A 20,688-nucleotide genomic window follows, 5' to 3' on the forward strand; every position below is an offset into this window, starting at 1 on the left:
TCAATTAAAATTAAATCGTTCTTCGGCTAATCGATAAAGCGGGCGCCAAATAAGATGGTTAAAAGCTAATACATAGACGCACATCATTGCTGTTCCTAATGCAATTTGCGGGAAGTCTCCGGCTGTCGTACTAGCCTGGATATACTCCCCCAGGCCTGTGGCCTTAAGAGTAATATTTCCCCAGCTCACGTATTCAGCAACGATACTGGCATTCCATGCACCGCCTGCTGCTGTAATAGCTCCGGTAATGTAAAAAGGAAAAATACCTGGCAAAGCCAATCTTTTCCACCATATCCAACCCTTTAACCCAAAATTATCAGCTGCCAGATAAAGATCGCGGGGTATACTCGAGGCTCCTGCGATCACATTAAATAAAATATACCACTGTGTGCCCAGGATCATGAGCGGAGTTACCCAGATTTCCACGCTCAAATTAAATTTGACAATGGCAATTACAAATAAAGGATAAAATAGGTTCGCTGGAAACGCTGCCACAAATTGAATAATGGGTTGTATTTTTTGAGCCAGCCTTGGCCTTAATCCTATCCACACGCCAACGGGAATCCATAACATAGAGCTTAGCAAAATTAATATAATGACCCGAGCTCCTGTTGCTGCGCCCAATAAAAAGACATGAAATATATCACTCACCTTCAATTCAGCGAGAATAAATTTCAACAAAAACCACCCGCCAGTAATAACAGCTATCACAACCAACGCTGTCCACAATCGGTCCAAACGCTTTCGCCTTTTAAAATCAATTTCCTTAACAGCCTTCACCTCACCAATCCTCAGCCAACGAGCATTTACAAAACTATTGGTAAAGACCGCGAGCCACTCGGTCACTCTCTTCATCAAACGACTACTACGTATCAAGTCAATTAACCAGGATTGATATTCTGACTCATCGGGAGACTGTTCCATTTTAAATTTTTCAGACCAGGCAATAAGTGGCCTGAAAAGTATTTGATCATACAAAAAAATAACGATAACCATGGTTAGAATGGCATATCCCACAGCATGCAAATCCCTCTGGGCTATCGCCAATGCGATATAAGAGCCTACACCGGGTAATCTGATATTTTGGTGCGCCACCGAGATAGCTTCTGACAAAACCACAAAAAACCAGCTTGCCGACATTGAAACCATCATATTCCATAACAGTCCAGACATGGAAAAAGGAACTTCTACCTTCCAAAAGCGCTGCCAGGCTGACAACCTGAACATGGCAGAGACTTCAATCAAATCATGAGGAACTGTTTTTAAAGATTGATAAAATCCAAAAGTCATATTCCACACTTGGGCGCTAAAAATAGCAAAAATTGAGGCGCATTCTGGACCTAACAAGCTATTGGGAAATAAATGAATAAACCCGGTGACAGTAATAGATAAAAAACTCAGAACAGGAATCGATTGTAAAATATCAATCGCCGGTATAACAATTTGCTCAGCCCTGCGATTTTTGGCAGCTAAAGCACCTACAATAAAAGTAAACAGAATTGAAAAAATCAATGCGATAAACATGCGTAAAACTGTTCGCAACGCATAAAAGGGAAGGTTAGAAGGTTCTAAAGAAATGGGAATTTGATCCCCTAATTGATACGGGGTAGCCATCTGTGAACCGGCCCAACCCAGGAAAAATAACACAGAAAAAGTCAATATAAGCAATAGCAAATCCCATCGATTAATAAATCGACTGAATTTATCAGGATTAGCAAAATAAAACCGACTATTGCCCACTATACCCTCTCTTAAAATTGACGTTACAAGTTTCCCTTAATCTAATCCTTAAATCTAAAAAATATTTATCCGTTCCTGAATCTGGATTTACGAAAAACCCCAAGGTCAAGGCAAAAAAATTTTTAATGAGGGAGTTTAGATAAACTAAACGACTGAATTAAAAACTTTTTTAACAAAGAAATTGGGGTTTTTCGGAAGTCCTGTGAATATAAAATACCATAAATACAACATCATCGATACCAGACAATCCAACACATTCAACCGTATTTACAAATAATTTTGATTAAATTTTGAACTTTTTTGCAATTCATGTGTCTAATATAGTGAGCATTCTCCCCCGAGTGCTCTACCCCGCTTTCCCCCTCTTTATGCGGGGTAGTATCCGGATTGCACCAAATCCGGATATATAATTCTCCCCGGGATCTTAGCCGGGGATTTTTTTGTAATGAAAAAATGACTAAACTGGCAGTATTGATATAATCGATGAGAATTTATTATGAACAAAACAATCACTATTGCCCTGAGTTTACTTCTAAGTATTGCCTCAAAACTAACTTATGCAGCGCCAGATAGAGCACAATTGGCAGTTTGGGCTAATGAAGCGATTATTGCCACTTACACTTTTGATTATAAAAATTACATGCAACAACAAAAGGAAATAGCCAAATATTTTTCAGCTGATGGCTGGATAGCCTATAGCAAAGCGCTTAATCAATCAAAACTGCCTGAAGTAGTACAAAAAAATGCCTATTTCGTCAATGCTGTTGCCACAGAACCACCCAAGCTGATCACCCTGGATCCGACACACTGGCAAGCTATCATGCCCATACTGGTTGTATATAAAAACCCCCAATACGAGCAAAAACAAAATTTAAAAGTTATATTAGGGTTTACCGTTGCATCTCCCGGACAAGGTGTAAGAGGTTTCAGCGTAACCAGCCTGCAATCCACCCCCATCAACCCGCCATGCCAATGTAAAATTGAAGAGACACCTGGGAATACTAAACAAGGAGACGCCAAACAATAATACCAATATGCAGCAAAATTAATGAGCTGATTAGAATTAAAATAAAAGTTAGTTTTTTAGGTATGGTAACATCTAAAGCAGATTGTTCAGGACGATTGGGATTATAGTAGACGTCAATTTCTGAGTTATCTCTGTAAGCTATTGCCACTTTATATGCAATACTTCGGGAATATTTACTGTTGGGTGTATTAAATGTTGTATCCAAAAACAAATATTCCCCTGTCAAATCCTTCTCATAAACTTCATAGATATATTCTATTCTAGGCCAAACACTATGCTCTACTCTTGTCCACTCACAGCGCGTGACATGCCCCTTCGCTTTTAACCAGGATTTTGCTTCAACCAAATCTCTTCTTTTTTTCCAAAAATACCAAAAAAGAATTAAAAGAAAACAAAGCCATCCTAAATCTAGGATCCATCTCCAAATTATCGGCCACACCATATTCTTTCCCATAAATTTATATTATATGCTATTTCCAGGGAGAGGATCATGCAAAAAAATCAAATTGGAAACCTCGCAAAATTAATCCCAACAGGTATAATCACATCCAATAAGTGATAAAAAAAGGAAATGCAATGACTGCTAAAACTCCTCTTCACACTATGCACTTAGCATCTGGTGCCAAAATGGTGGATTTCCATGGTTGGGATATGCCTCTTCATTATGGATCTCAGTTAAACGAGCATCATGCTGTCAGAAACGATGCTGGCATGTTTGATGTCTCACATATGACCATCGTTGATATTTTAGGCGCCGGTGGTCGTCAATTTCTGCGCAAACTGCTAACCAACGATGTCGACCAAATTACTCATAATGGAAAAGCCTTATACAGCTGTATGTGTAATGAACACGGCGGAATTATAGATGACCTTATTGTATATCAACGCGCTTCCGATAATTACCGAGTGGTACTTAATTCGGCAACCAGGCAAAATGATGTGGCCTGGATTCGCACAAAAAGTGAAGGATTTGCTGTTGGCTTACAAGAAAGGCGTGAATTATCAATGCTCGCTGTACAAGGTCCAAATGCCATAGCGAAAACATTGAGTATTCTTGCACCCGCCCATGTAGATGCCGTTTCAACTCTTACCTCTTTCGAATGCGTTGATGTGGATCACTGGTTTTTTGCTCGCACCGGCTATACGGGGGAAGATGGCCTTGAAATCATTGTCCCTAATGAATTTATTACTCAACTCTGGAATGATCTCCTGAATGCTGGAGTAACGCCATGTGGATTAGGGGCCAGAGATACCCTGAGATTAGAGGCAGGAATGCTTCTTTACGGCCAGGATATGGATGAAACAACAACCCCACTGGAATCTGGTTTGGCTTGGACAGTAAAATGGGAGCCGGAAGATAGAGGATTTATCGGAATGGGCGCTTTGGTTTCTCAAAAGCAACAAGGAATTAAACGTAAGATGGTCGGTTTAACCTTGTTGGACAAAGGCATTATGCGTCATGGCCAAAAGGTTATTATTAAAGACTGCCCTGATGGAATTATCACAAGCGGCAGTTATTCTCCTACCCTGGAACAATCTATAGCTTTGGCACGAGTTCCCGTGGAAACAGGTGAACAAGTACTGGTTGACATACGCGGAAAGTTAATCCCGGCAAAAGTAGGGAAGCCTCGCTTTATCAAACAAGGAAAACCTGTTTAAATTTTAGTAATATTAATATTAAGGATATACAAAATGAATGATTTGAAATTCACAACAACCCATGAATGGCTGAGAGAAGATGAGGAAGAGGTCACAGTAGGAATTACAGATCATGCGCAAGAATTATTGGGGGATATGGTATTTGTAGAACTACCCGAAATAGGTGATGAAGTGAGTGCAGGCCAAGAATTAGGTGTGGTGGAGTCAGTGAAAGCAGCTTCTGATTTTTATGCTCCCATTAGTGGTGTTGTAACAGCGGTTAACGAAGCCGTTGGTAAAAACCCTGCCCTGGTAAACCACGATCCCTACCATGAAGGTTGGCTCGTGAAGCTAAAGCCCAGCCATCCTGATGAAATAAAAAGCCTGTTGAGTGATGAGCAATATCAAAATGAGATAGCTGAGGAAAATTAATTATGCCTTATATTCCACACACGCCCAATGATACCAAAGAGATGCTAGCGACAATTGGTGCTCAAGACATTCAGGATTTATTTGATGAAATACCTGCTTCATTGCAATATGTAGGATTTCAAAATATCCCTGCTGGCATTAACGAAATGGAAATGTTGAAAGAAGCCCAGAATCAAGCCCAAAAGAATCGCAACGGTATATGTTTTATTGGTGCTGGATGTTATGAGCATCATATTCCAGCAGCCGTGTGGGATATTGCATCTCGTGGTGAATTTTTAACTGCCTACACACCCTATCAAGCTGAGGCCAGCCAGGGAACTTTGCAATTATTGTATGAATATCAAACCATGATCTGTGAGTTGACCGGCATGGAAGTATCTAATGCGTCAATGTATGACGGAGCAACTGCGTTAGCTGAAGCAGTACTAATGGCAGTCCGCCTTAATAAACACAGTAAGGCCAACAGGGTACTGATTGCAGGCACAGTTCATCCTTTTTATCGCGAAACCATTGAAACGATAGTACGTAATCAGCATATTGAAGTCATCACCCTCCCTTTTGATGAACAGCAAGGAATCACTAATCTTGGCTCTCTCAATCAATACAACGGAGAAGATATTACAGCTTTGGTCATAGCCCAACCGAATTTCTTTGGTTGCCTCGAACAAGTCGATGAAATGACTTCCTGGGCACATCATAACAAAACAATCAGTGTAGCTTGTGTTAACCCGACTTCATTAGCTTTATTAAAACCACCCGGCTTATGGGGAGAACATGGGGTAGACATCGTATGCGGTGAAGGACAACCTTTAGGCTCACCTATGGCATCAGGAGGCCCTTATTTTGGTTTTCTGAGCACCCGTATGGCCCATGTCAGACAAATGCCCGGAAGAATAATTGGCCGCACGGTAGACAAGGATGGAAAAACCGGTTTTAGTTTAACTCTCCAGGCAAGAGAACAGCATATTCGGCGTGCTAAAGCCACTTCAAACATATGCACCAACCAAGGTTTACTTGTAACAGCAGCAACTATCTATATGAGTCTTTTAGGGCCGGAAGGTCTAAGCCAAGTGGCAACTCAATGCCATCAAAACACTCATGAATTGATTACTGCCTTAACACAAATCGAGGGGGTAGAACTAGCATTCAAAGCTCCTTTTTTCCATGAAGCCTTGATTAAACTAAACCAACCAGTCCACTCCGTATTGCAACAACTGGCCGATGCTGGAATTGCTGGAGGTTACGCACCGGAACAACACTACCCTCAGCTAGCCAATACGCTGTTAGTTTGTGCGACAGAGGTGCGCACTGCAGAGGATATCGCGAAATATGCAAAAACATTAAAAACTATAATGTCCAAGCGAGGTGCCTGATGTTTATTGTGCAATTAACCTATTTAGTTCCCATCAATGAAGTAAACAAATATCTGCAGGCACACAGGGAGTTTCTAGATTACCACTACAAACAAGGGCTATTGGTTGCTTCTGGCCCCATGAAACCTCCAACCGGTGGGATTATTATAGCAGCGACAAATGATAGGGCCCATTTAGAGTCAGTTTTTAAACAAGACCCTTATTATTTAGCAGAAATTGCTGAGTATCAATTTATCGAGTTTACTCCAGTAAAACACAGGAATGAACTCAAGGAACTTATTCAAAAAACGGAAGGCAAATTATGTTGATTTTTGAATTATCTAAAGCTGGCCGCCAGGCAAAAGCCCAAATACCCAGAGCAGTAAGCAAAAACTATTCAATACCCGAAGAATTTCAAAGAAAGTCGCCCCCAAGATTACCGGCCTGCTCCGAATTGCAAGTGGTAAGACACTTTACCTGCCTTTCCCAAAAGAATTTTTCCATAGATACTAATTTTTATCCTTTGGGCTCATGTACCATGAAATACAATCCCCGGGGTGTTCATAAAGCCGCTTCGCTTCCCGGCTTTATAAATCGCCATCCGTTAGCCATGGACAATGAAAGCCAGGGATTTCTGGAAACTCTTTATAAATTACAAAATTATATTTCTGAAATTACGGGGATGTCCGGTGTTTCACTAACTCCAATGGCAGGTTCACAGGGAGAATTTGCCGGAGTCGCCATGATTAAAGCCTATCACCAGTCTCGTGGCGACACCGCCCGAGATGAAATTCTCATTCCAGATGCGGCGCATGGAACAAACCCTGCCTCTGCGGTAATGTGTGGCTTCAAAGTAGTAGAAATAGCTACCGCTCCAGACGGTGACATCGATCTTGATGAATTAAAAAGAAAAGTAGGCCCCAGGACTGCTGGAATTATGCTAACTAATCCATCCACTTTGGGATTATTTATGCGTCAGATAAAAGAAATAGCCAGTCTTGTACACCAGGCTGGAGGATTATTATACTACGATGGGGCTAATCTCAATGCTATTTTAGGTAAAGTAAGACCTGGTGATATGGGTTTTGATGTCATGCATCTTAATTTACATAAAACATTTGCTACACCTCACGGGGGTGGCGGTCCTGGCGCTGGCCCTGTTGCTGTTGGCAAACGCCTTATTCCTTACATGCCCTTACCTGTTGTGAAAAAAACCGACTCCGGGTATCACTGGGCAACTCGCCAGGATTATCCACAAAGCATAGGAAGATTATCGTGCTTTATGGGTAATGCCGGCATTTTATTGCGAGCTTATTTTTATATGCTTGTCCTTGGTAAAGAAGGCCTATTGCGCGTATCAGAGTTCGCAACACTTAATGCCAATTATTTACTTAAAGAATTGACTAAAGTGGGCTATACAGCAGCCTATCCTGACAGACGTGCATCGCATGAATTTATTCTTACTTTAAATTCCGAAAAGAAAAATTATGACGTGACTGCCATGGATTTTGCAAAAAGGTTATTGGACTATGGGGTTCATGCCCCCACTACTTATTTCCCTTTACTGGTACCGGAATGCTTGTTAATTGAGCCGCCTGAAACAGAAAGTAAAGAGGAATTGGATGCTTTTGTGTCCGTGATGAAGACCATTCGCGAAGAAGCTATTAAACAACCTGATATACTGAAAGCCGCGCCCCACACTTTACCTGTCAAAAGACTGGATGATGTGAAAGCGGCTCGCGAACTGAATTTAAATTATTTTGCAACGCACGAGTAACTTATACAACAGATTTTTTCGAATTTTAGCGCAGCAGCTTTCTTTTGATGACAGTTGCTGCGTTTTATGACGGCCAATCTTCTATCGCCAAAAATCTGATGCCCTTTTATAACAATTCACAAACTTCTGCATTCCAAGACTCTCAAGCATCGCATTATTAACTTTATAAAATAGTGTTATAATATAATTCTAGTGGATTAAATAAATGGTTGTAGAATTGGATGAACCACCAGTCAAAACGCTGCTAGCACGTCAGGGGATTTATGATAAGAACAGCGCAATCTTTGCCTATGAACTCTTGTATCGTAATAGTGATGCAGAAAGCTCAAAAGTAGATAACCTAAATCCTTCCTCAGGTGAAGCAGCTACCTCATCTGTCCTATTGCAGTTATTTGCAAATCTTGATGTAAATACCATAATAGGCCATAAACAAGCTTTCATTAATTTCACTCACAATCATCTTGTACAAAAAATCCCAATGCTGCTTCCCAAAAATAGAATCGTCATTGAGGTTCTTGAAACGGTCGCGATAGACCAACCATTGCTGCTCAATTTAATAGAATTAAAGAAGCAGGGGTATCAAATTGCCCTCGATGACTTTGTCTTCAGGAATGAATTAGCTCCTCTGGTTGACCTAGCTGACATCATTAAAATCGATGTCCTTCATCTTGATGAGCAGCAAATCGCAGAACAATTATTACCGCTGAAATCTTTTAAAGGTAAGTTACTGGCAGAAAAAATTGAGGATAAACAACAATTCAATAATTGTATCAATCTTGGATTTGATTTTTTTCAAGGTTTTTTTCTAAACAAACCGGATTCCTTAACAGGACAAATCATTACTGAAAATAAAATACAGCTTTTAAGATTATTAACAGAAATAAACAATGAAGAGGTGCCAATCCAACGCATTGAAGAAATTATCCTGCAAATTCCCAAACTAAGCTATCGTATCTTGCGTTTGGCAAATTCTGCTTCTTTGTACATGAGCAAAAAAATAGAATCGTTAATGGATGCCATTTCTCAATTGGGATTAATGCAAATACGCAATTGGTTAAACCTGTTACTCTTGGCAAGTCTCGATGATGTCGCACCTGATTTGTTGGAGCGAACATTAATTCGCGCCAAAATGTGTGAGTCCTTAGCAAAATCAATGGATTATCCTAACTCTCATCAAGCTTATACCGTAGGCATACTTTCTACTTTGGATGGTATTTTAAATGAGCCTATGCCTTCGCTATTAGCAAAAATTCGGTTAAGTGAAGCACTCAATGAAGCGCTACTGAACTATAAAGGGGATTTAGGCAAAATCCTGAAATTTGCTATAGATTATGAACAAGCAAATTTTAATCAATTAGAACGCATTCCTGTAAAAAGCGAAACGCTCTCTCAATCTTATCTTAAGGGAATAGAATACGCCAATCATGTGATAGACATTATTAATAAATAATTGTCGTCACCATTATTATTCATTCTGTATTCAACCTGTTTTACAAAAGACAATGCTAAGGAAATTGTCCATCTCAGATAGTACAAAAGGGATTTTCATACCACGCATAACTCAATAAATTTTATTTAAAATCAAAGAGATATTAAATTGTCCTTATCGATCAAATAATAGCTTGATGTTTCTTCTTGTTTATTTATAATTCATGGAATGTTAAATTTATTCTCATGTTTTAAATTATGATCATACGTGAACTGTTTAATTGGATACACAATGATAGCGCAACCCTTCATCTCAGTGATCAAACGATCGAACGTGATCTTATTGAACAAGAGGAATCACAAGCCAAACAAACTCATCGTGTGCTTCTGGGTAATGTCCGTCTTTTAAAATATAGTGGTTCATCCAATACAGAGGCGATTAAAGAATTAGAGCAGCATTGTCTTTTTATGGATTATCTCCAGTTATATAAACAAGAGTTTGTTAAGGATGGAAAAAACACTGTTTTTTTAATTGCATTAAGAAACCTGTTATCCCACTCTCATGAAGAGCAACTTCGTCTCATGCCTAAAATTAATGAGTTATTCCAAATATTATTACGAGACAACAAAGAAAGTGCTCTCTCTTTTTATGATAAAAATAAGGAATTATTCAGGCACTGTGCAGAAATTCAAGAAAGGGTAACGTTTGAGCTCCTCCAGCAAAAAATGGAGGCTGACAGTAAATTAGTAATGACTCAGCTAGACTATTTCAATGAGCATTTAGCCTACCAGGAAAATCCCTTAGGAATCATTGCGCTATGCAGAAATTGGATTGGTGAAACAGAAAAATTCACTGCTTTAATACTCTGGTTGCTAGAACGCAAAGTAAGCGTTGAAAAAATTCTTCTTACTAATCTGCTGCAGGATTTTCTTAAATATCATTTATTCACTTTGCATTCCAAGGATAATGAAGTTTCTCGCTTATACTCCCTGCTCGGCCATTTCCCTGAAGCTCAGGAACTCGTTATAGCAGCCCAAAAGATAAACTGTGGAGAATTAATGTTCCAGCAATACTCTCTTGACGGCATTTTTCGGGGTAAAAATCTTCCTGTTGTTTCACCAGAAATACCCCCTTTGCAATTTTCCTTAAGCAAAGACAATTTTATCGCATTACACCGAACTTTTGGCCCGGCTTTTTTAACTGCAGGAATTGCTACTGCAACAAACCATGGCGAAGTGGCTTGGCTGGATCTGTTAAGGCATACTCTGAATCAGCCAGAGACACTCAAATTACTGCCCGATATTATCAATATTATTGCCAGAGAATATTCACCGAATGTCTTAAAAACCCTTGCAGAACTCATTGCGGAGTCTACTGCCCATCAACTTCTTACTCTTAACCAAAGCAGTGTTTTTCATTTACTACAACATAAACCAAGATTGCTTCACGATATTACAGAAGAAAATGTTATTGGGTATATCAATCATCTGGTTCGACTGGATACTCATGATCAGGAAATCATTTATCAGCTAATGGCTTTGTTTAGGGTGTTATTGAAGAAAAACCATCCGGCAACCAAAGCAGTATTCGAAGCAATTCTCGATAATCTTGTAAATCATCCGCAACTGCTGGAGGATGAAGAATTTTTAACACAGTTAAAAAAATACCCGGATTGTGAGCTCCTTTTAGAAGAACGTTGTGAAAATATCCTAAAACAGCTTAATTTTTGCATTGCTGAACAAACATCAGGACTACTCTTTGGCAAACATAACTACTACATCATAGAAGATGTTTGGCTTGGAGCCTTAAGAAAATTTGCAGTACTCCAGCAAATCAACCCACAAATGAAGTTTAGCTTTGGGCATAAGTATGCCCTTCAAGCAAGAATTGCCGAAGTTGTCTTTATCCATCAGGGAGACTTGTTTGATTTAGATACCTTTATCGACGCCTTGGATTTGCCCCCCATCACCTCATCAGGAGAAATCAGTCCTTACGAACGGGCTCTTATCGAAATTCTTGCCGCGATTGATAATGATCTCATCAGAAAACAAATTATTCAAAATCTGGAAACAACCCCTTTCAATAGACTTGACTGGCATGAAAGGGAATATGGAAATCAAACTGTTTTCATTAAAGCAGCAAAAAAGGGTAATTTAGGCTTAATCAATTTGCTTGAAGACAAGATGAAACCTTCTGTGCTTAACAAAGCCCTAAGAGCAGCAGCCAAAAACTATCAATGGGAAATATTGGATCATCTTTGTAGTCTTCCTGGCGTTGAGTTAAGACAAGATGAAATGGATGAGCTTGTGGTCTATCTCGCAGAACATGGGCGAATAGAAAGTGTAAAAAAACTCTTGAAATTATATGATTACAAACCATCCACAGAATTAATTGGCACGATTCTTAAAAAAGCAATAGACAATGATAATTTACAGGTCGTCATGTATTTCTGTAAGCTGCCAGTGGAATCACCCAAACAAGCAATGCTCGATCGTCTATTTAAATTGGCAATCCAATTACAGCATTGGGACATTGTTGAGTATCTTGCCAACTCAAAGCATTATTCTCCATCCCAAACGACGCTTGAAAAAGCTTTTCAACAAACTGCACTGGCTATGCAACATGAAGCTGTAGAAATTCTTGGTAATTTGGAAAAGACTCCCGTACGTGCAATAGTTATTGAGCAGGCTTTACTGAAAGCCAGTAAACTGGGGCATACAAAGGTTGTTCAATCGATTTGTGCCTTACCTTCCGAGTCATTAACCAAACAAGCTATTGAAGATGCTCTAGAACAAGCAACGGCCGAGGGACATTTGGAGATTGTCTCCTGCCTCTGTGAGCCAGGAACCCCAACGCTAAGGCAACCAGCGATCAATTCAGGAATGAAAATTGCGGTTCAGGCAGGCAAATTATCTGTGGTTAATTATTTCTGCTCGATGACAGGGAGCAATCAACCAACTCCCCGCTTAATTGATCAGACATTAGTGATGGCGGCTAAAAAGGGACAAACAGCCATTTTTATCGCCATTCATTCAAACCACCAAACTCCTCCTGGAAAACATGCTATTGAGCAATCCTTTCAACTTGCTATCACTGCAGGAAAATTACCAATCCTAGACTATTTGTGCCGTCATGAAGGGCATGGTCTCAATCAGAGCAAGGTAGATCAAGCATTGATTTCAGCAGTCAAATCTAAACAACTCGAAATTGTTAGCTACCTATGTGAATCACTGGAAATTACACCCAGTCGAAAAGCACTAAGAATTGCTGTAAGTAAAGCAATTTCCAGTGATCAAACTGGCTTGGCCGAATACTTGCGAAGCCGATCGACTGACAAATCAAAACTCACAGATACCCTCGTTGATGAGATTGATTCCACATCCAAGGTTGGCAAACAATTAAATGCTAACGGGCTATTTAAGAAGAAGAAAAGGCAAAACGACAGAGAGCCTCAGATACTTTTTAATCCTACTATTTAAAACTATTGGTCAGTAGAGGAGAATATTCTTTCTTTAATTTCGTTTGACCTTTTGTACCTCGTGATTATTTTTGCGCGAAATATTTTTATCATTAGTTGGTATATACAAATAATAACCATATGAGCAGGGAGTCACTAAGCCGTGTGCACTGCGGTTAAATTTGTCTGACTCAATAACTGGTTATAAAGAGAAAATCGCGTGATCGGGAAACCAGATCAGGCAATTGCTCAGCCAATTGCAGGTATAATTTTGTTTAAAACCGTCCGTAAATTTGCGACAGTTTGCACTAAATCTCCCTCATCATACTTCGATATCCAGATCAAACAATGTCAGAGAATCCATCTCACCATCGTAAATTTTCTTAAACCAAGTTGGTATTTTTTTCGTTGATTCAGAAGCATAACGTGAACCTTCATCATACTGTCCTGGAAGATAGCTGTTAAATAATTTTTCTAAAGCGCGATTATCATCAATTAACAGATTTATTTGGTTAACTAGATAATACGTTTCTCGGGGTTTAATTTTTTGTCGGCGACCATATTTATCAAGCCATTTCAATGAAGCCAAACCAATAAATAAAGACCAGGCGCAAAATAAGCGATACGGGCGTCCTTCAATAATTGGGATACTCTTTACATAAGCCAGTGAATGGTGTGCATGAATAACCAAACTCTCGCGCAAGTTATTCTCTGAAGAAATAAAATAACGCCCACTTGTTTCATCATCCACTTTATCTTTCAATAGATTGATTTTTTGTAAAAAGAAACCAAAGTGAAAGGCTTGATTTAACAGACTGGCTGTCCACTTAAAATTAGATAGTAAACCAGTAAATATGTGCGACAATAATTTGCCAACCAATCCTGCAACAAAAAAACAGTATTGATTAGTGGTAACTGATGAAGGAAATACGATTTTGCCATCCATATGATAATGATTAAGGAAATAATGCATTCCATCCACTACTTGCAAAATTGTTTTTATCACAGATTGCTTGATGGATTCAGGTAAATTATCTTTTTCTTCCAACAAAAGAGGGACGGCACATAGAAGTTGTTTCTCCCCTAATGGAAGCTGCGAAGGAAAGCTGGAAAGCCATTTTGTGAATTCGTCGTTTGCTGGTGTTTGAACTAAAAATGATTTAAAAGCAGCAAATGAATCACTTTGTGTTTGAAGATCTTGCCATTTGGCATCTTCAATACTGTCTGCAACACGCAAAAGTAAATAACTCAACGCAACCCATTCTTTTGCTGGAGAAGTTAACTGGCTTATACAAAAACTAAAACTTCTGCTTACATTTTCTAGATGTTGGTAATAAAAAGAAAACGATCGCATAACCATCAGCCAAGTTGATGTTCGCTTTTCGATAATGCCTGTTTGATTCTCTCGTAATTTTCTTCCACTGTTTTTGATAACTCATCATATGAAATATAATTTTTCCATACATGCATTAAAGAAAATAAATACAGAAACCCAAACTCTAGGTCGTTTTCCAATAATGTATTACTGTACTTGATAAAGTTATCTAAATTTGAAAAGGGTTTTGACAGTGGCTTTTTCCTGGATTGCTCCATGTCTTGAAACATTTGATCAAAAGCCTCCTGCATATAACGCGGGAACGGGATATTGCCATCAAAAACTCGGTGATCAACACTCATGCCTACAGGCAAAATATCTTGCACCTCAAATGTGTTATTTGTTTTATTCCAGACTTGTTTTCTTTCGATTTCTGTCAGAGTTATTTTAAACGTTTCATTTGGAAATAAGGGTGAAACCGCTGCTTGATATCCCCAATGACCAATATTGCTCAAAGAAATAGCAGGTCTGGCAAATAAGAAATCACGGTACACTCGCTCATGCCGTGGAGTTAGCAAGCGATCGACTACCTCCATTAAATAGGGATGCTCTTTTTGTAATGATTGTGTTTTTTCATAACAGTACTTCATGATGCGCATGTCATGCTGAATGTGAAGCGCTAATTCAGTCATAGTCATCTCATGGCAATTTTTAAACTCAATCGCTCCTAATTGATCACTACCTGGAATTTTTACCGCAAGCGCTACGTAACTATTGTGCGAGTGGTACAGTTTATGATTGAAAATATAATTTCTCGTCTGCGGATTATCAAAGCAAGCCTTACTCAAGGCTTGTAGCATGAGGCAAGTTACTGTTTCCGGTTTAAATTTCTTTTCAAAAAAACAAACAGCACTAACATTTATATTAAAAATAGCAGACTCAGTTGGTAATTCGGGGTCATTCCAAATCGCTGAAAGTAATTTACGAATATTGGTCGGTTCAACGGCTTTGTCTTTTTCAAAATCATGCGATAAATTCTTCATCAATAAAGGCATGGTATCCATAAACAATTGCCAATGGACTGAAGGCGTTAAGCCAATTTTTTTAAGCATCCAATGGTGTTTATTATTGATATTATTGAGCAGTTTCAGTGCCCCCTCCTTGCCTAATAGAATACCAAGGGTGGTTAAATATTGCTCATGCGCAAATACGGTATTTATCAGCTCATCTTCAAAAATTGCTAATTTTTTCCTTAAATAGTCCTTATTTGGCAACCCTATCTGACGATATAAATCGTACTCGTCCATATGCCGGCTTTCATCTTCAAGAACTGTTTCAAAAATAGTTACTGCGATGTTTTTCTCTTTCATTGCAATGCATAATTCTTCTACCCATCCTTCTCCAACCAAATTGACCAAGGTGATAGAAGTGGCCAGATCCTCTTCACCTTCAAGAGAAGAAATAAAATGATTGATGCTCTTTTGGTGACCAAGTGGTAATGCGTAAGGAGCGGACAACTGAAACGCAATTTTTGCAAAAACAGTGGCATGGAAAATCTCGTCGGTAATTTGTTGACGCATTTGTTGATACAAATCCGTTCCACGGAGTTTTTCCAGTGATTTTATAAGCCCTCTTAGTCCAATTGTTTCTAATTGAGCAAACAAGGTAAATAAATGAATATAGATAAGCTTGTCATGCTCAAGTTGAAAAGGAATTTCGTTGTAAAATATCTTGTCCATTCGGCGTTTGATGGTTTCCTTTTCCTCGTCATTCAATACAGACCAAGCATTATTTAAAGACTGCTCCGCAGCCCAAGTTGGTTTTAACAAATCGCCTAACTGAATCATAAATTAACCCCAATCCATTTGTTATATTGCAAACGCCTACACTCTTCCGGAGCACATACTAATATTTAAGGGGAAGTGTACTATTGAAAGCGTTTTTTGTGGATATTGTCATATACTGATTGTAATTGCTACTGGATTCCAGCCTGAAAATAACCATAGATAAAAAATGCAATGCCCATCAGATAAAAAAAGACTTCTTAAAATTATCTTATCGATAGCGATAAAACCCCTTTGCTCAATGAGTTATTCGCAAATCTCGAGAGCCTGAGATGACTGGTTTTCTGCTCACTCCGAATTCTCAACAGGATCGATAAAGTACAAACTGATATCTCATGCAAAGCAAAGTACGTTAACTGATTGAGGAGTCATTTAAAAATCAAATCTCTATAATAAAATAAGCATCCCAGAACTGTTTGCAATGCAGCAATATAACAAAAGGGATAGATTAGAGAGAGGAGCTATTATATCAATGGAAAATAATTGATTTTAATAGCAAAAATATCTTTGCTATTAAAAAAAAATAAGTTATAACACTCTTAACTACATCAAGGATTGATTAGTGCAAATGTTGGGTCAACATCTCAGTAAATTCATGTTGGGTTGACTGTATAATTTTCATGGAGTGAAAAATGAATAGTAAAGTATTTTCGCAACGTTTTAATCGTGAATTGGCAACTCTGGGATTCCCCGAGGATTTAACAGAAAAAACGAAAGCCGTATCAAAAGTATTTGGCGTCACACGCCATTTGGCTAATGCAATGATATTTGGCCACGTTCTTCCTGATAAAGAACAACTGGATAAAATCGCAGAAATTCTGGAAGTTTGTCCTCAATGGCTAAGTGGAGCAACGGATAGGAAAAAAGCCTACTCAGGCCGTGAGACTGCTGATAGTGTGTAATAAACCTGGAATTTCATGTATACTGCAAGCTAATAGACAGCGTTTGCTAAAATTATTTGCTCTGCAAACGCTTTTTTCATTGTTAGGTTATTAAAATCATGGAATGCTTAAGTTTCTGTGTGGCCAAAACCATAGACTTGACTCGTCTTGATCTTCATCTAAAAAACGTCTCTAAGGAATTTAGTGCTGTAAAAACACGAGATGTAATAAGATTAAATTCTCATAAAAACAAAGATCATACCGTGTTCATTTTTAAAAATGGAACTGTCGTATCTTGGGGTGTAAAAAGATATCAAATCCACGAATACCTGGATATTATTAAACTGCTTGTAGACAAACCTGTAGCACTTTTGGTGCATGATGAATTTCATTATCAAATTGGTGATAAAACAGCCATAGAACCGCATGGTTTTTATGATGTAGATTGCCTGACCATTGAAGAAGACAGTGATGAACTAAAACTCAGTTTGTCTTACGGCTTTTCTCAATCGGTAAAATTACAGTATTTCGAAACCATTATTGACGCATTGATTGAAAAATATAATCCGCTGATTCAGGCCTTATCTCATAAAGGAGAAATGCCTATAAGCAGAAAACAAATTCAACAAGTTATTGGTGAAATTTTAGGTGCCAAGAGTGAGCTGAATTTGATCAGTAATTTCTTATACCACCCTAAATATTTTTGGCAACACCCCACTTTAGAAGAGCATTTTTCCATGCTTGAACGTTATTTACATATACAAAGACGTGTTAATGCTATTAACCATCGTCTGGATACACTTAATGAAATTTTCGACATGTTCAATGGTTATTTGGAAAATCGCCATAGCCATCACTTGGAAATAATTATTATTGTATTAATTACAGTAGAAATTATAATTGCGGTTATGAATTTCCATTTTTAGGGTTTTTCCCTTAATTTATGCCCACTCTAAAATCCTATTTTCTCAAAGACACCTCTTTGCGCACAGAAATACTTGCCGGAGCAACGACCTTCCTTACCATGGTTTATATCGTTTTTGTCAATCCAAAAGTCCTACACGATGCAGGAATGGATCAAGGCGCAGTATTTACCGCCACTTGTTTGATAACCGCTTTCGCCTGCGCATTAACAGGCTTCATAGCCAACACACCGATAGGTGTAGCTCCAAGTGTGGCCTTAAATATTTATTTCTCTTACAGCGTAGTACAAGGGATAGGAGTTGACTGGCAACACGCCTTGGCCATGGTGTTCATTTCCGGCCTGCTTTTCCTGTTTCTTATCCTAACCAAATTAAGACGCCTCCTGATTGAAGCAATCCCTCATAATTTACAGATAGCCATTGTTATAGGTATCAGTTTGCTAATCGCCTTAATTGCTTTAGAAAATAATCAAATCATTATTGGTGACCAGCACAATTTAATGCGCTTAGGGCCTATCATCAGACCAGAAACAGGACTCTTTTTCCTGGGATTTATTCTTATTCTTGCTCTGGATTATCATAAGATTCCAGGTGCCATCATCATTGAGATACTGAGCATCAGTTTCTTAAGCTTGATGTTGGGCTTGACCAGTTGGCAAGGTTTGATTGCTATGCCACCGTCGCTCGAACCTACGTTTTTGCAGCTTGATTTTTCTGGTCTTTCCAGTATCGTGGCTTTAAAAACCATTTTTACCTTTTTTCTGATCACCGTGTTTGATGCGACAGGATCATTAATTGGCTTACTAAGTCCAACCATTTTTAAAAACGAAAAAAATTATTATAAACGTCTAACTCGAAGTTTAACTGCCGATGCAGCCGCATCTTCCCTCGCAGGCCTAATGGGCTCTGCCAGCACCTCACCTTATATTGAGTCAGCAACCGGAATTGAAGCCGGTGGGAGAACCGGGCTAACTGCGTTAGTCATTGCAACTGGATTTATTCTGATGCTGTTTCTTTTTCCACTTGCCAAAATGATTCCAAGCTTTGCGGTTGGACCGGCTTTACTCTACGTAGCGTGTTGCATGATGAAACATATTACTAATATGAAATTACAGGATATCACCGAAACAGCACCATGCATGATCATCATCATGATGGTGCCATTCACCGCTTCGATTGCCGATGGTATAGGTTTGGGAATTATACTTTATACCCTTCTTAAATTATTTACTCGTCAAAAACCCAATCCTTTGATTATTGTTTTAAGCCTTGTTTTTATCGTTTTCTTTTTGATTAACTAAGTGAATGTGATCTTTAAATCCTGGATAAACCAAAAAGCTTCCATAAAAAACTTGTCTACTCTCAAAAACTGCAAACAAAAGTTTCTTTAATTTATTGAATTTAGTAGTATTTAAATAAGTGAATTATGCACAAGATAGGTCGTTATCTTAAATCGTTCGGGCTGAGGATATCAAATGCTTCTTATATAATACTTGTCCATAACTCACATTAGATAGCCAAATAACTGCCATAAGCTCATTGTTGGCCTAAGCGCGATGAATTATTATGCTTGAACAATCATTACGACATTATTATCAGCTTGTCTTGGTAGATCCCATACTACCTGCTTTACGTGGCAGGATAACGCCATTGTCCATTACCTGGTTATCGGGAATATTTGGCATGTTGTTTATTCCTTTTGTCTTATTAGACAAACCTTATATTGCAATTAGCTTTCTCTTGCTTTCTGGATACCTGGATACTCTTGACGGTTCGCTGGCCCGCTTTCAAAACAGAGTCTCTGATTTTGGTTCAGCAATGGATATCGTCATGGATAGAATTGTAGAATTTTCTGCTGTTCTTGCTTTGTATCTTTTTGATCCACAACACCGTGCCACTTTAGCCATTTTAATGTTAGGCAGTATTTTGCTCTGTATTACAAGCTTTCTGGTTGTGGGAATTTTTTCCAACAATAACACTCAAAAAAGTTTTTATTACAGCCCAGGGATAATGGAGCGTGCCGAAGCATTTCTATTCTTTATTTTTATGGCATTATTTTCCAGCTGCTTTAATTTTCTTGCCACTCTCTTTTGTTTTTTAGTCTGTTTAACCGCGTTGATAAGGCTTTTTGAATTTAAAAAAAGCGTACAGGCTCTAGGTTAGCGAAACAATAAGTTTTCCGAAGCCTGATTTAAAATTTTATCTGATTTTATGCTGACTCCAATACAAAATCTTGTATAATTTATAGGAATTCATAAAAGAAGCTTACAATGTTGCGTATCCTTTTGTATTTTCTCTTACTCATTAACACAACATTTTGTCTGGCAAAGACTGAAAAAGCCATTTTTGCAGGTGGATGTTTTTGGTGCATGGAAGCAGACTTTGACCATCTTCCTGGAGTCCTGTCAACCACATCAGGATTTGATGGGGACACTCTTAAAAATCCAACTTATGAACAAGTTTCTGCCGGTAATACCCATTACGCCGAATCGGTAATGGTAGAGTTTCATCCCAATAAATTAAGTTACAAAAAACTGGTTGAGTATTTCTTTATGCATATTGATCCTACCGTCAAAAATGCGCAATTTTGTGATCAGGGCCGCCAATATCGCAGTGCAATTTTTTACCTGAATGATCAACAAAAGAAAATTGCCATGGAATACAAAAAAGAGTTAGAGCAAAAATTCCCCACAATTTACACAGAAATTGTCCCATCAACTTCTTTTTATCCGGCAGAAGAATATCATCAAAATTATTACAAAAAAAATCCTATACGTTATAAGTATTATCGATATCGTTGTGGCCGGGATGCCCGAGTTCAAGAGGTTTGGGGTAATAAAAAACAAGAGAATAATTCTTAATCATGATCCATA

General features: G+C 38.5%; 17 protein-coding genes. 13 read left to right on the forward strand and 4 right to left on the reverse strand.

Annotated elements, in window-relative coordinates; translation table 11 throughout:
- Positions 1-1,740: an ABC transporter permease gene (locus tag OQI99_RS11285; RefSeq protein WP_265732000.1), complete on the reverse strand. Its 1,740-nt coding sequence runs from the start codon at positions 1,738-1,740 to the stop codon at positions 1-3.
- Between the two features lie 496 nt (positions 1,741-2,236).
- Here OQI99_RS11285 and OQI99_RS11290 point away from each other — a divergent pair, with 496 nt between their 5' ends.
- On the forward strand, positions 2,237-2,767 hold the full coding sequence (locus OQI99_RS11290; RefSeq protein ID WP_265732001.1) for a DotI/IcmL family type IV secretion protein: 531 nt from the start codon (positions 2,237-2,239) through the stop codon (positions 2,765-2,767).
- Here the strand turns inward: OQI99_RS11290 and OQI99_RS11295 are convergent.
- Positions 2,742-3,209: a DUF3592 domain-containing protein gene (locus OQI99_RS11295; RefSeq protein WP_265732002.1), complete on the reverse strand. Its 468-nt coding sequence runs from the start codon at positions 3,207-3,209 to the stop codon at positions 2,742-2,744. The genes OQI99_RS11290 and OQI99_RS11295 overlap by 26 nt on opposite strands.
- A 134-nt stretch (positions 3,210-3,343) precedes the next feature.
- On the opposite strand from OQI99_RS11295, the gene gcvT reads away from it, so the two are divergent.
- From gcvT to OQI99_RS11330, 7 genes are all read left to right on the forward strand, one after another.
- Positions 3,344-4,426: a glycine cleavage system aminomethyltransferase GcvT gene (gcvT, locus tag OQI99_RS11300; protein WP_265732003.1), complete on the forward strand. Its 1,083-nt coding sequence runs from the start codon at positions 3,344-3,346 to the stop codon at positions 4,424-4,426.
- Between the two features lie 33 nt (positions 4,427-4,459).
- Positions 4,460-4,837: a glycine cleavage system protein GcvH gene (gcvH, locus tag OQI99_RS11305; protein ID WP_010945878.1), complete on the forward strand. Its 378-nt coding sequence runs from the start codon at positions 4,460-4,462 to the stop codon at positions 4,835-4,837.
- Between the two features lie 2 nt (positions 4,838-4,839).
- On the forward strand, positions 4,840-6,210 hold the full coding sequence (gene gcvPA / locus OQI99_RS11310; protein WP_265732004.1) for an aminomethyl-transferring glycine dehydrogenase subunit GcvPA: 1,371 nt from the start codon (positions 4,840-4,842) through the stop codon (positions 6,208-6,210).
- Positions 6,210-6,518, forward strand: a complete 309-nt coding sequence (locus tag OQI99_RS11315) for a YciI family protein (protein ID WP_010945876.1) — start codon at positions 6,210-6,212, stop codon at positions 6,516-6,518. Before gcvPA ends, OQI99_RS11315 begins: the two co-directional genes overlap by 1 nt.
- Entirely contained in the window at positions 6,512-7,966 is a 1,455-nt protein-coding gene (gene gcvPB / locus OQI99_RS11320; RefSeq protein WP_265732005.1) for an aminomethyl-transferring glycine dehydrogenase subunit GcvPB, read from the forward strand. Before OQI99_RS11315 ends, gcvPB begins: the two co-directional genes overlap by 7 nt.
- Positions 7,967-8,171: 205 nt before the next feature.
- On the forward strand, positions 8,172-9,416 hold the full coding sequence (locus OQI99_RS11325; protein WP_265732006.1) for an EAL and HDOD domain-containing protein: 1,245 nt from the start codon (positions 8,172-8,174) through the stop codon (positions 9,414-9,416).
- A 236-nt stretch (positions 9,417-9,652) separates the two neighbouring features.
- Positions 9,653-12,874 (forward strand): hypothetical protein, encoded by a 3,222-nt coding sequence (locus tag OQI99_RS11330; protein WP_265732007.1) that lies wholly within the window; start codon positions 9,653-9,655, stop codon positions 12,872-12,874.
- Positions 12,875-13,174: 300 nt separating this feature from the next.
- On the opposite strand, the gene OQI99_RS11335 is transcribed toward OQI99_RS11330, so the two are convergent.
- Positions 13,175-14,212, reverse strand: coding sequence for a squalene/phytoene synthase family protein (locus OQI99_RS11335; protein ID WP_322783703.1), 1,038 nt, complete (start codon positions 14,210-14,212; stop codon positions 13,175-13,177).
- Entirely contained in the window at positions 14,212-16,014 is a 1,803-nt protein-coding gene (locus tag OQI99_RS11340) for a 2-oxo acid dehydrogenase subunit E2 (protein WP_265732009.1), read from the reverse strand. Before OQI99_RS11340 ends, OQI99_RS11335 begins: the two co-directional genes overlap by 1 nt.
- 629 nt (positions 16,015-16,643) lie before the next feature.
- Between OQI99_RS11340 and OQI99_RS11345 the strand changes: the two genes are divergently transcribed.
- The 5 genes from OQI99_RS11345 to msrA all read left to right on the forward strand — a co-directional run bounded on the left by OQI99_RS11345 (position 16,644) and on the right by msrA (position 20,676).
- Entirely contained in the window at positions 16,644-16,913 is a 270-nt protein-coding gene (locus OQI99_RS11345; protein ID WP_010945870.1) for a hypothetical protein, read from the forward strand.
- Between the two features lie 98 nt (positions 16,914-17,011).
- A complete protein-coding gene (locus OQI99_RS11350) occupies positions 17,012-17,818 on the forward strand; it encodes an RMD1 family protein (RefSeq protein ID WP_061513415.1) in 807 nt (268 codons plus the stop codon).
- A 17-nt stretch (positions 17,819-17,835) separates the two neighbouring features.
- Positions 17,836-19,116, forward strand: coding sequence for an NCS2 family permease (locus tag OQI99_RS11355; RefSeq protein ID WP_265732010.1), 1,281 nt, complete (start codon positions 17,836-17,838; stop codon positions 19,114-19,116).
- Between the two features lie 265 nt (positions 19,117-19,381).
- Positions 19,382-19,978 (forward strand): CDP-alcohol phosphatidyltransferase family protein, encoded by a 597-nt coding sequence (locus OQI99_RS11360; protein WP_265732011.1) that lies wholly within the window; start codon positions 19,382-19,384, stop codon positions 19,976-19,978.
- A 107-nt stretch (positions 19,979-20,085) separates the two neighbouring features.
- Positions 20,086-20,676 (forward strand): peptide-methionine (S)-S-oxide reductase MsrA, encoded by a 591-nt coding sequence (gene msrA / locus OQI99_RS11365; protein ID WP_265732012.1) that lies wholly within the window; start codon positions 20,086-20,088, stop codon positions 20,674-20,676.
- Positions 20,677-20,688: the final 12 nt, after the last annotated feature.

It is taken from the genome of Legionella sp. PATHC039, assembly GCF_026191275.1.
In the GTDB taxonomy this organism is placed as follows: Bacteria; Pseudomonadota; Gammaproteobacteria; order Legionellales; family Legionellaceae; genus Legionella; species Legionella pneumophila.

Excerpts from the sequence above, each read along its gene's own strand:
- OQI99_RS11315 (WP_010945876.1), top strand. The coding sequence starts at position 6,210 with ATGTTTATTGTGCAATTAACCTATTTAGTTCCCATCAATGAAGTAAAC.
- OQI99_RS11360 (WP_265732011.1), top strand. The coding sequence starts at position 19,382 with ATGCTTGAACAATCATTACGACATTATTATCAGCTTGTCTTGGTAGAT.
- OQI99_RS11335 (WP_322783703.1), bottom strand. The coding sequence starts at position 14,212 with ATGGTTATGCGATCGTTTTCTTTTTATTACCAACATCTAGAAAATGTA.
- OQI99_RS11290 (WP_265732001.1), top strand. The coding sequence starts at position 2,237 with ATGAACAAAACAATCACTATTGCCCTGAGTTTACTTCTAAGTATTGCC.
- OQI99_RS11350 (WP_061513415.1), top strand. The coding sequence starts at position 17,012 with ATGGAATGCTTAAGTTTCTGTGTGGCCAAAACCATAGACTTGACTCGT.
- OQI99_RS11295 (WP_265732002.1), bottom strand. The coding sequence starts at position 3,209 with ATGGTGTGGCCGATAATTTGGAGATGGATCCTAGATTTAGGATGGCTT.
- OQI99_RS11340 (WP_265732009.1), bottom strand. The coding sequence starts at position 16,014 with ATGATTCAGTTAGGCGATTTGTTAAAACCAACTTGGGCTGCGGAGCAG.
- gcvPB (WP_265732005.1), top strand. The coding sequence starts at position 6,512 with ATGTTGATTTTTGAATTATCTAAAGCTGGCCGCCAGGCAAAAGCCCAA.
- gcvT (WP_265732003.1), top strand. The coding sequence starts at position 3,344 with ATGACTGCTAAAACTCCTCTTCACACTATGCACTTAGCATCTGGTGCC.
- gcvPA (WP_265732004.1), top strand. The coding sequence starts at position 4,840 with ATGCCTTATATTCCACACACGCCCAATGATACCAAAGAGATGCTAGCG.
- OQI99_RS11345 (WP_010945870.1), top strand. The coding sequence starts at position 16,644 with ATGAATAGTAAAGTATTTTCGCAACGTTTTAATCGTGAATTGGCAACT.
- msrA (WP_265732012.1), top strand. The coding sequence starts at position 20,086 with ATGTTGCGTATCCTTTTGTATTTTCTCTTACTCATTAACACAACATTT.
- OQI99_RS11355 (WP_265732010.1), top strand. The coding sequence starts at position 17,836 with ATGCCCACTCTAAAATCCTATTTTCTCAAAGACACCTCTTTGCGCACA.
- gcvH (WP_010945878.1), top strand. The coding sequence starts at position 4,460 with ATGAATGATTTGAAATTCACAACAACCCATGAATGGCTGAGAGAAGAT.
- OQI99_RS11325 (WP_265732006.1), top strand. The coding sequence starts at position 8,172 with ATGGTTGTAGAATTGGATGAACCACCAGTCAAAACGCTGCTAGCACGT.
- OQI99_RS11330 (WP_265732007.1), top strand. The coding sequence starts at position 9,653 with ATGATCATACGTGAACTGTTTAATTGGATACACAATGATAGCGCAACC.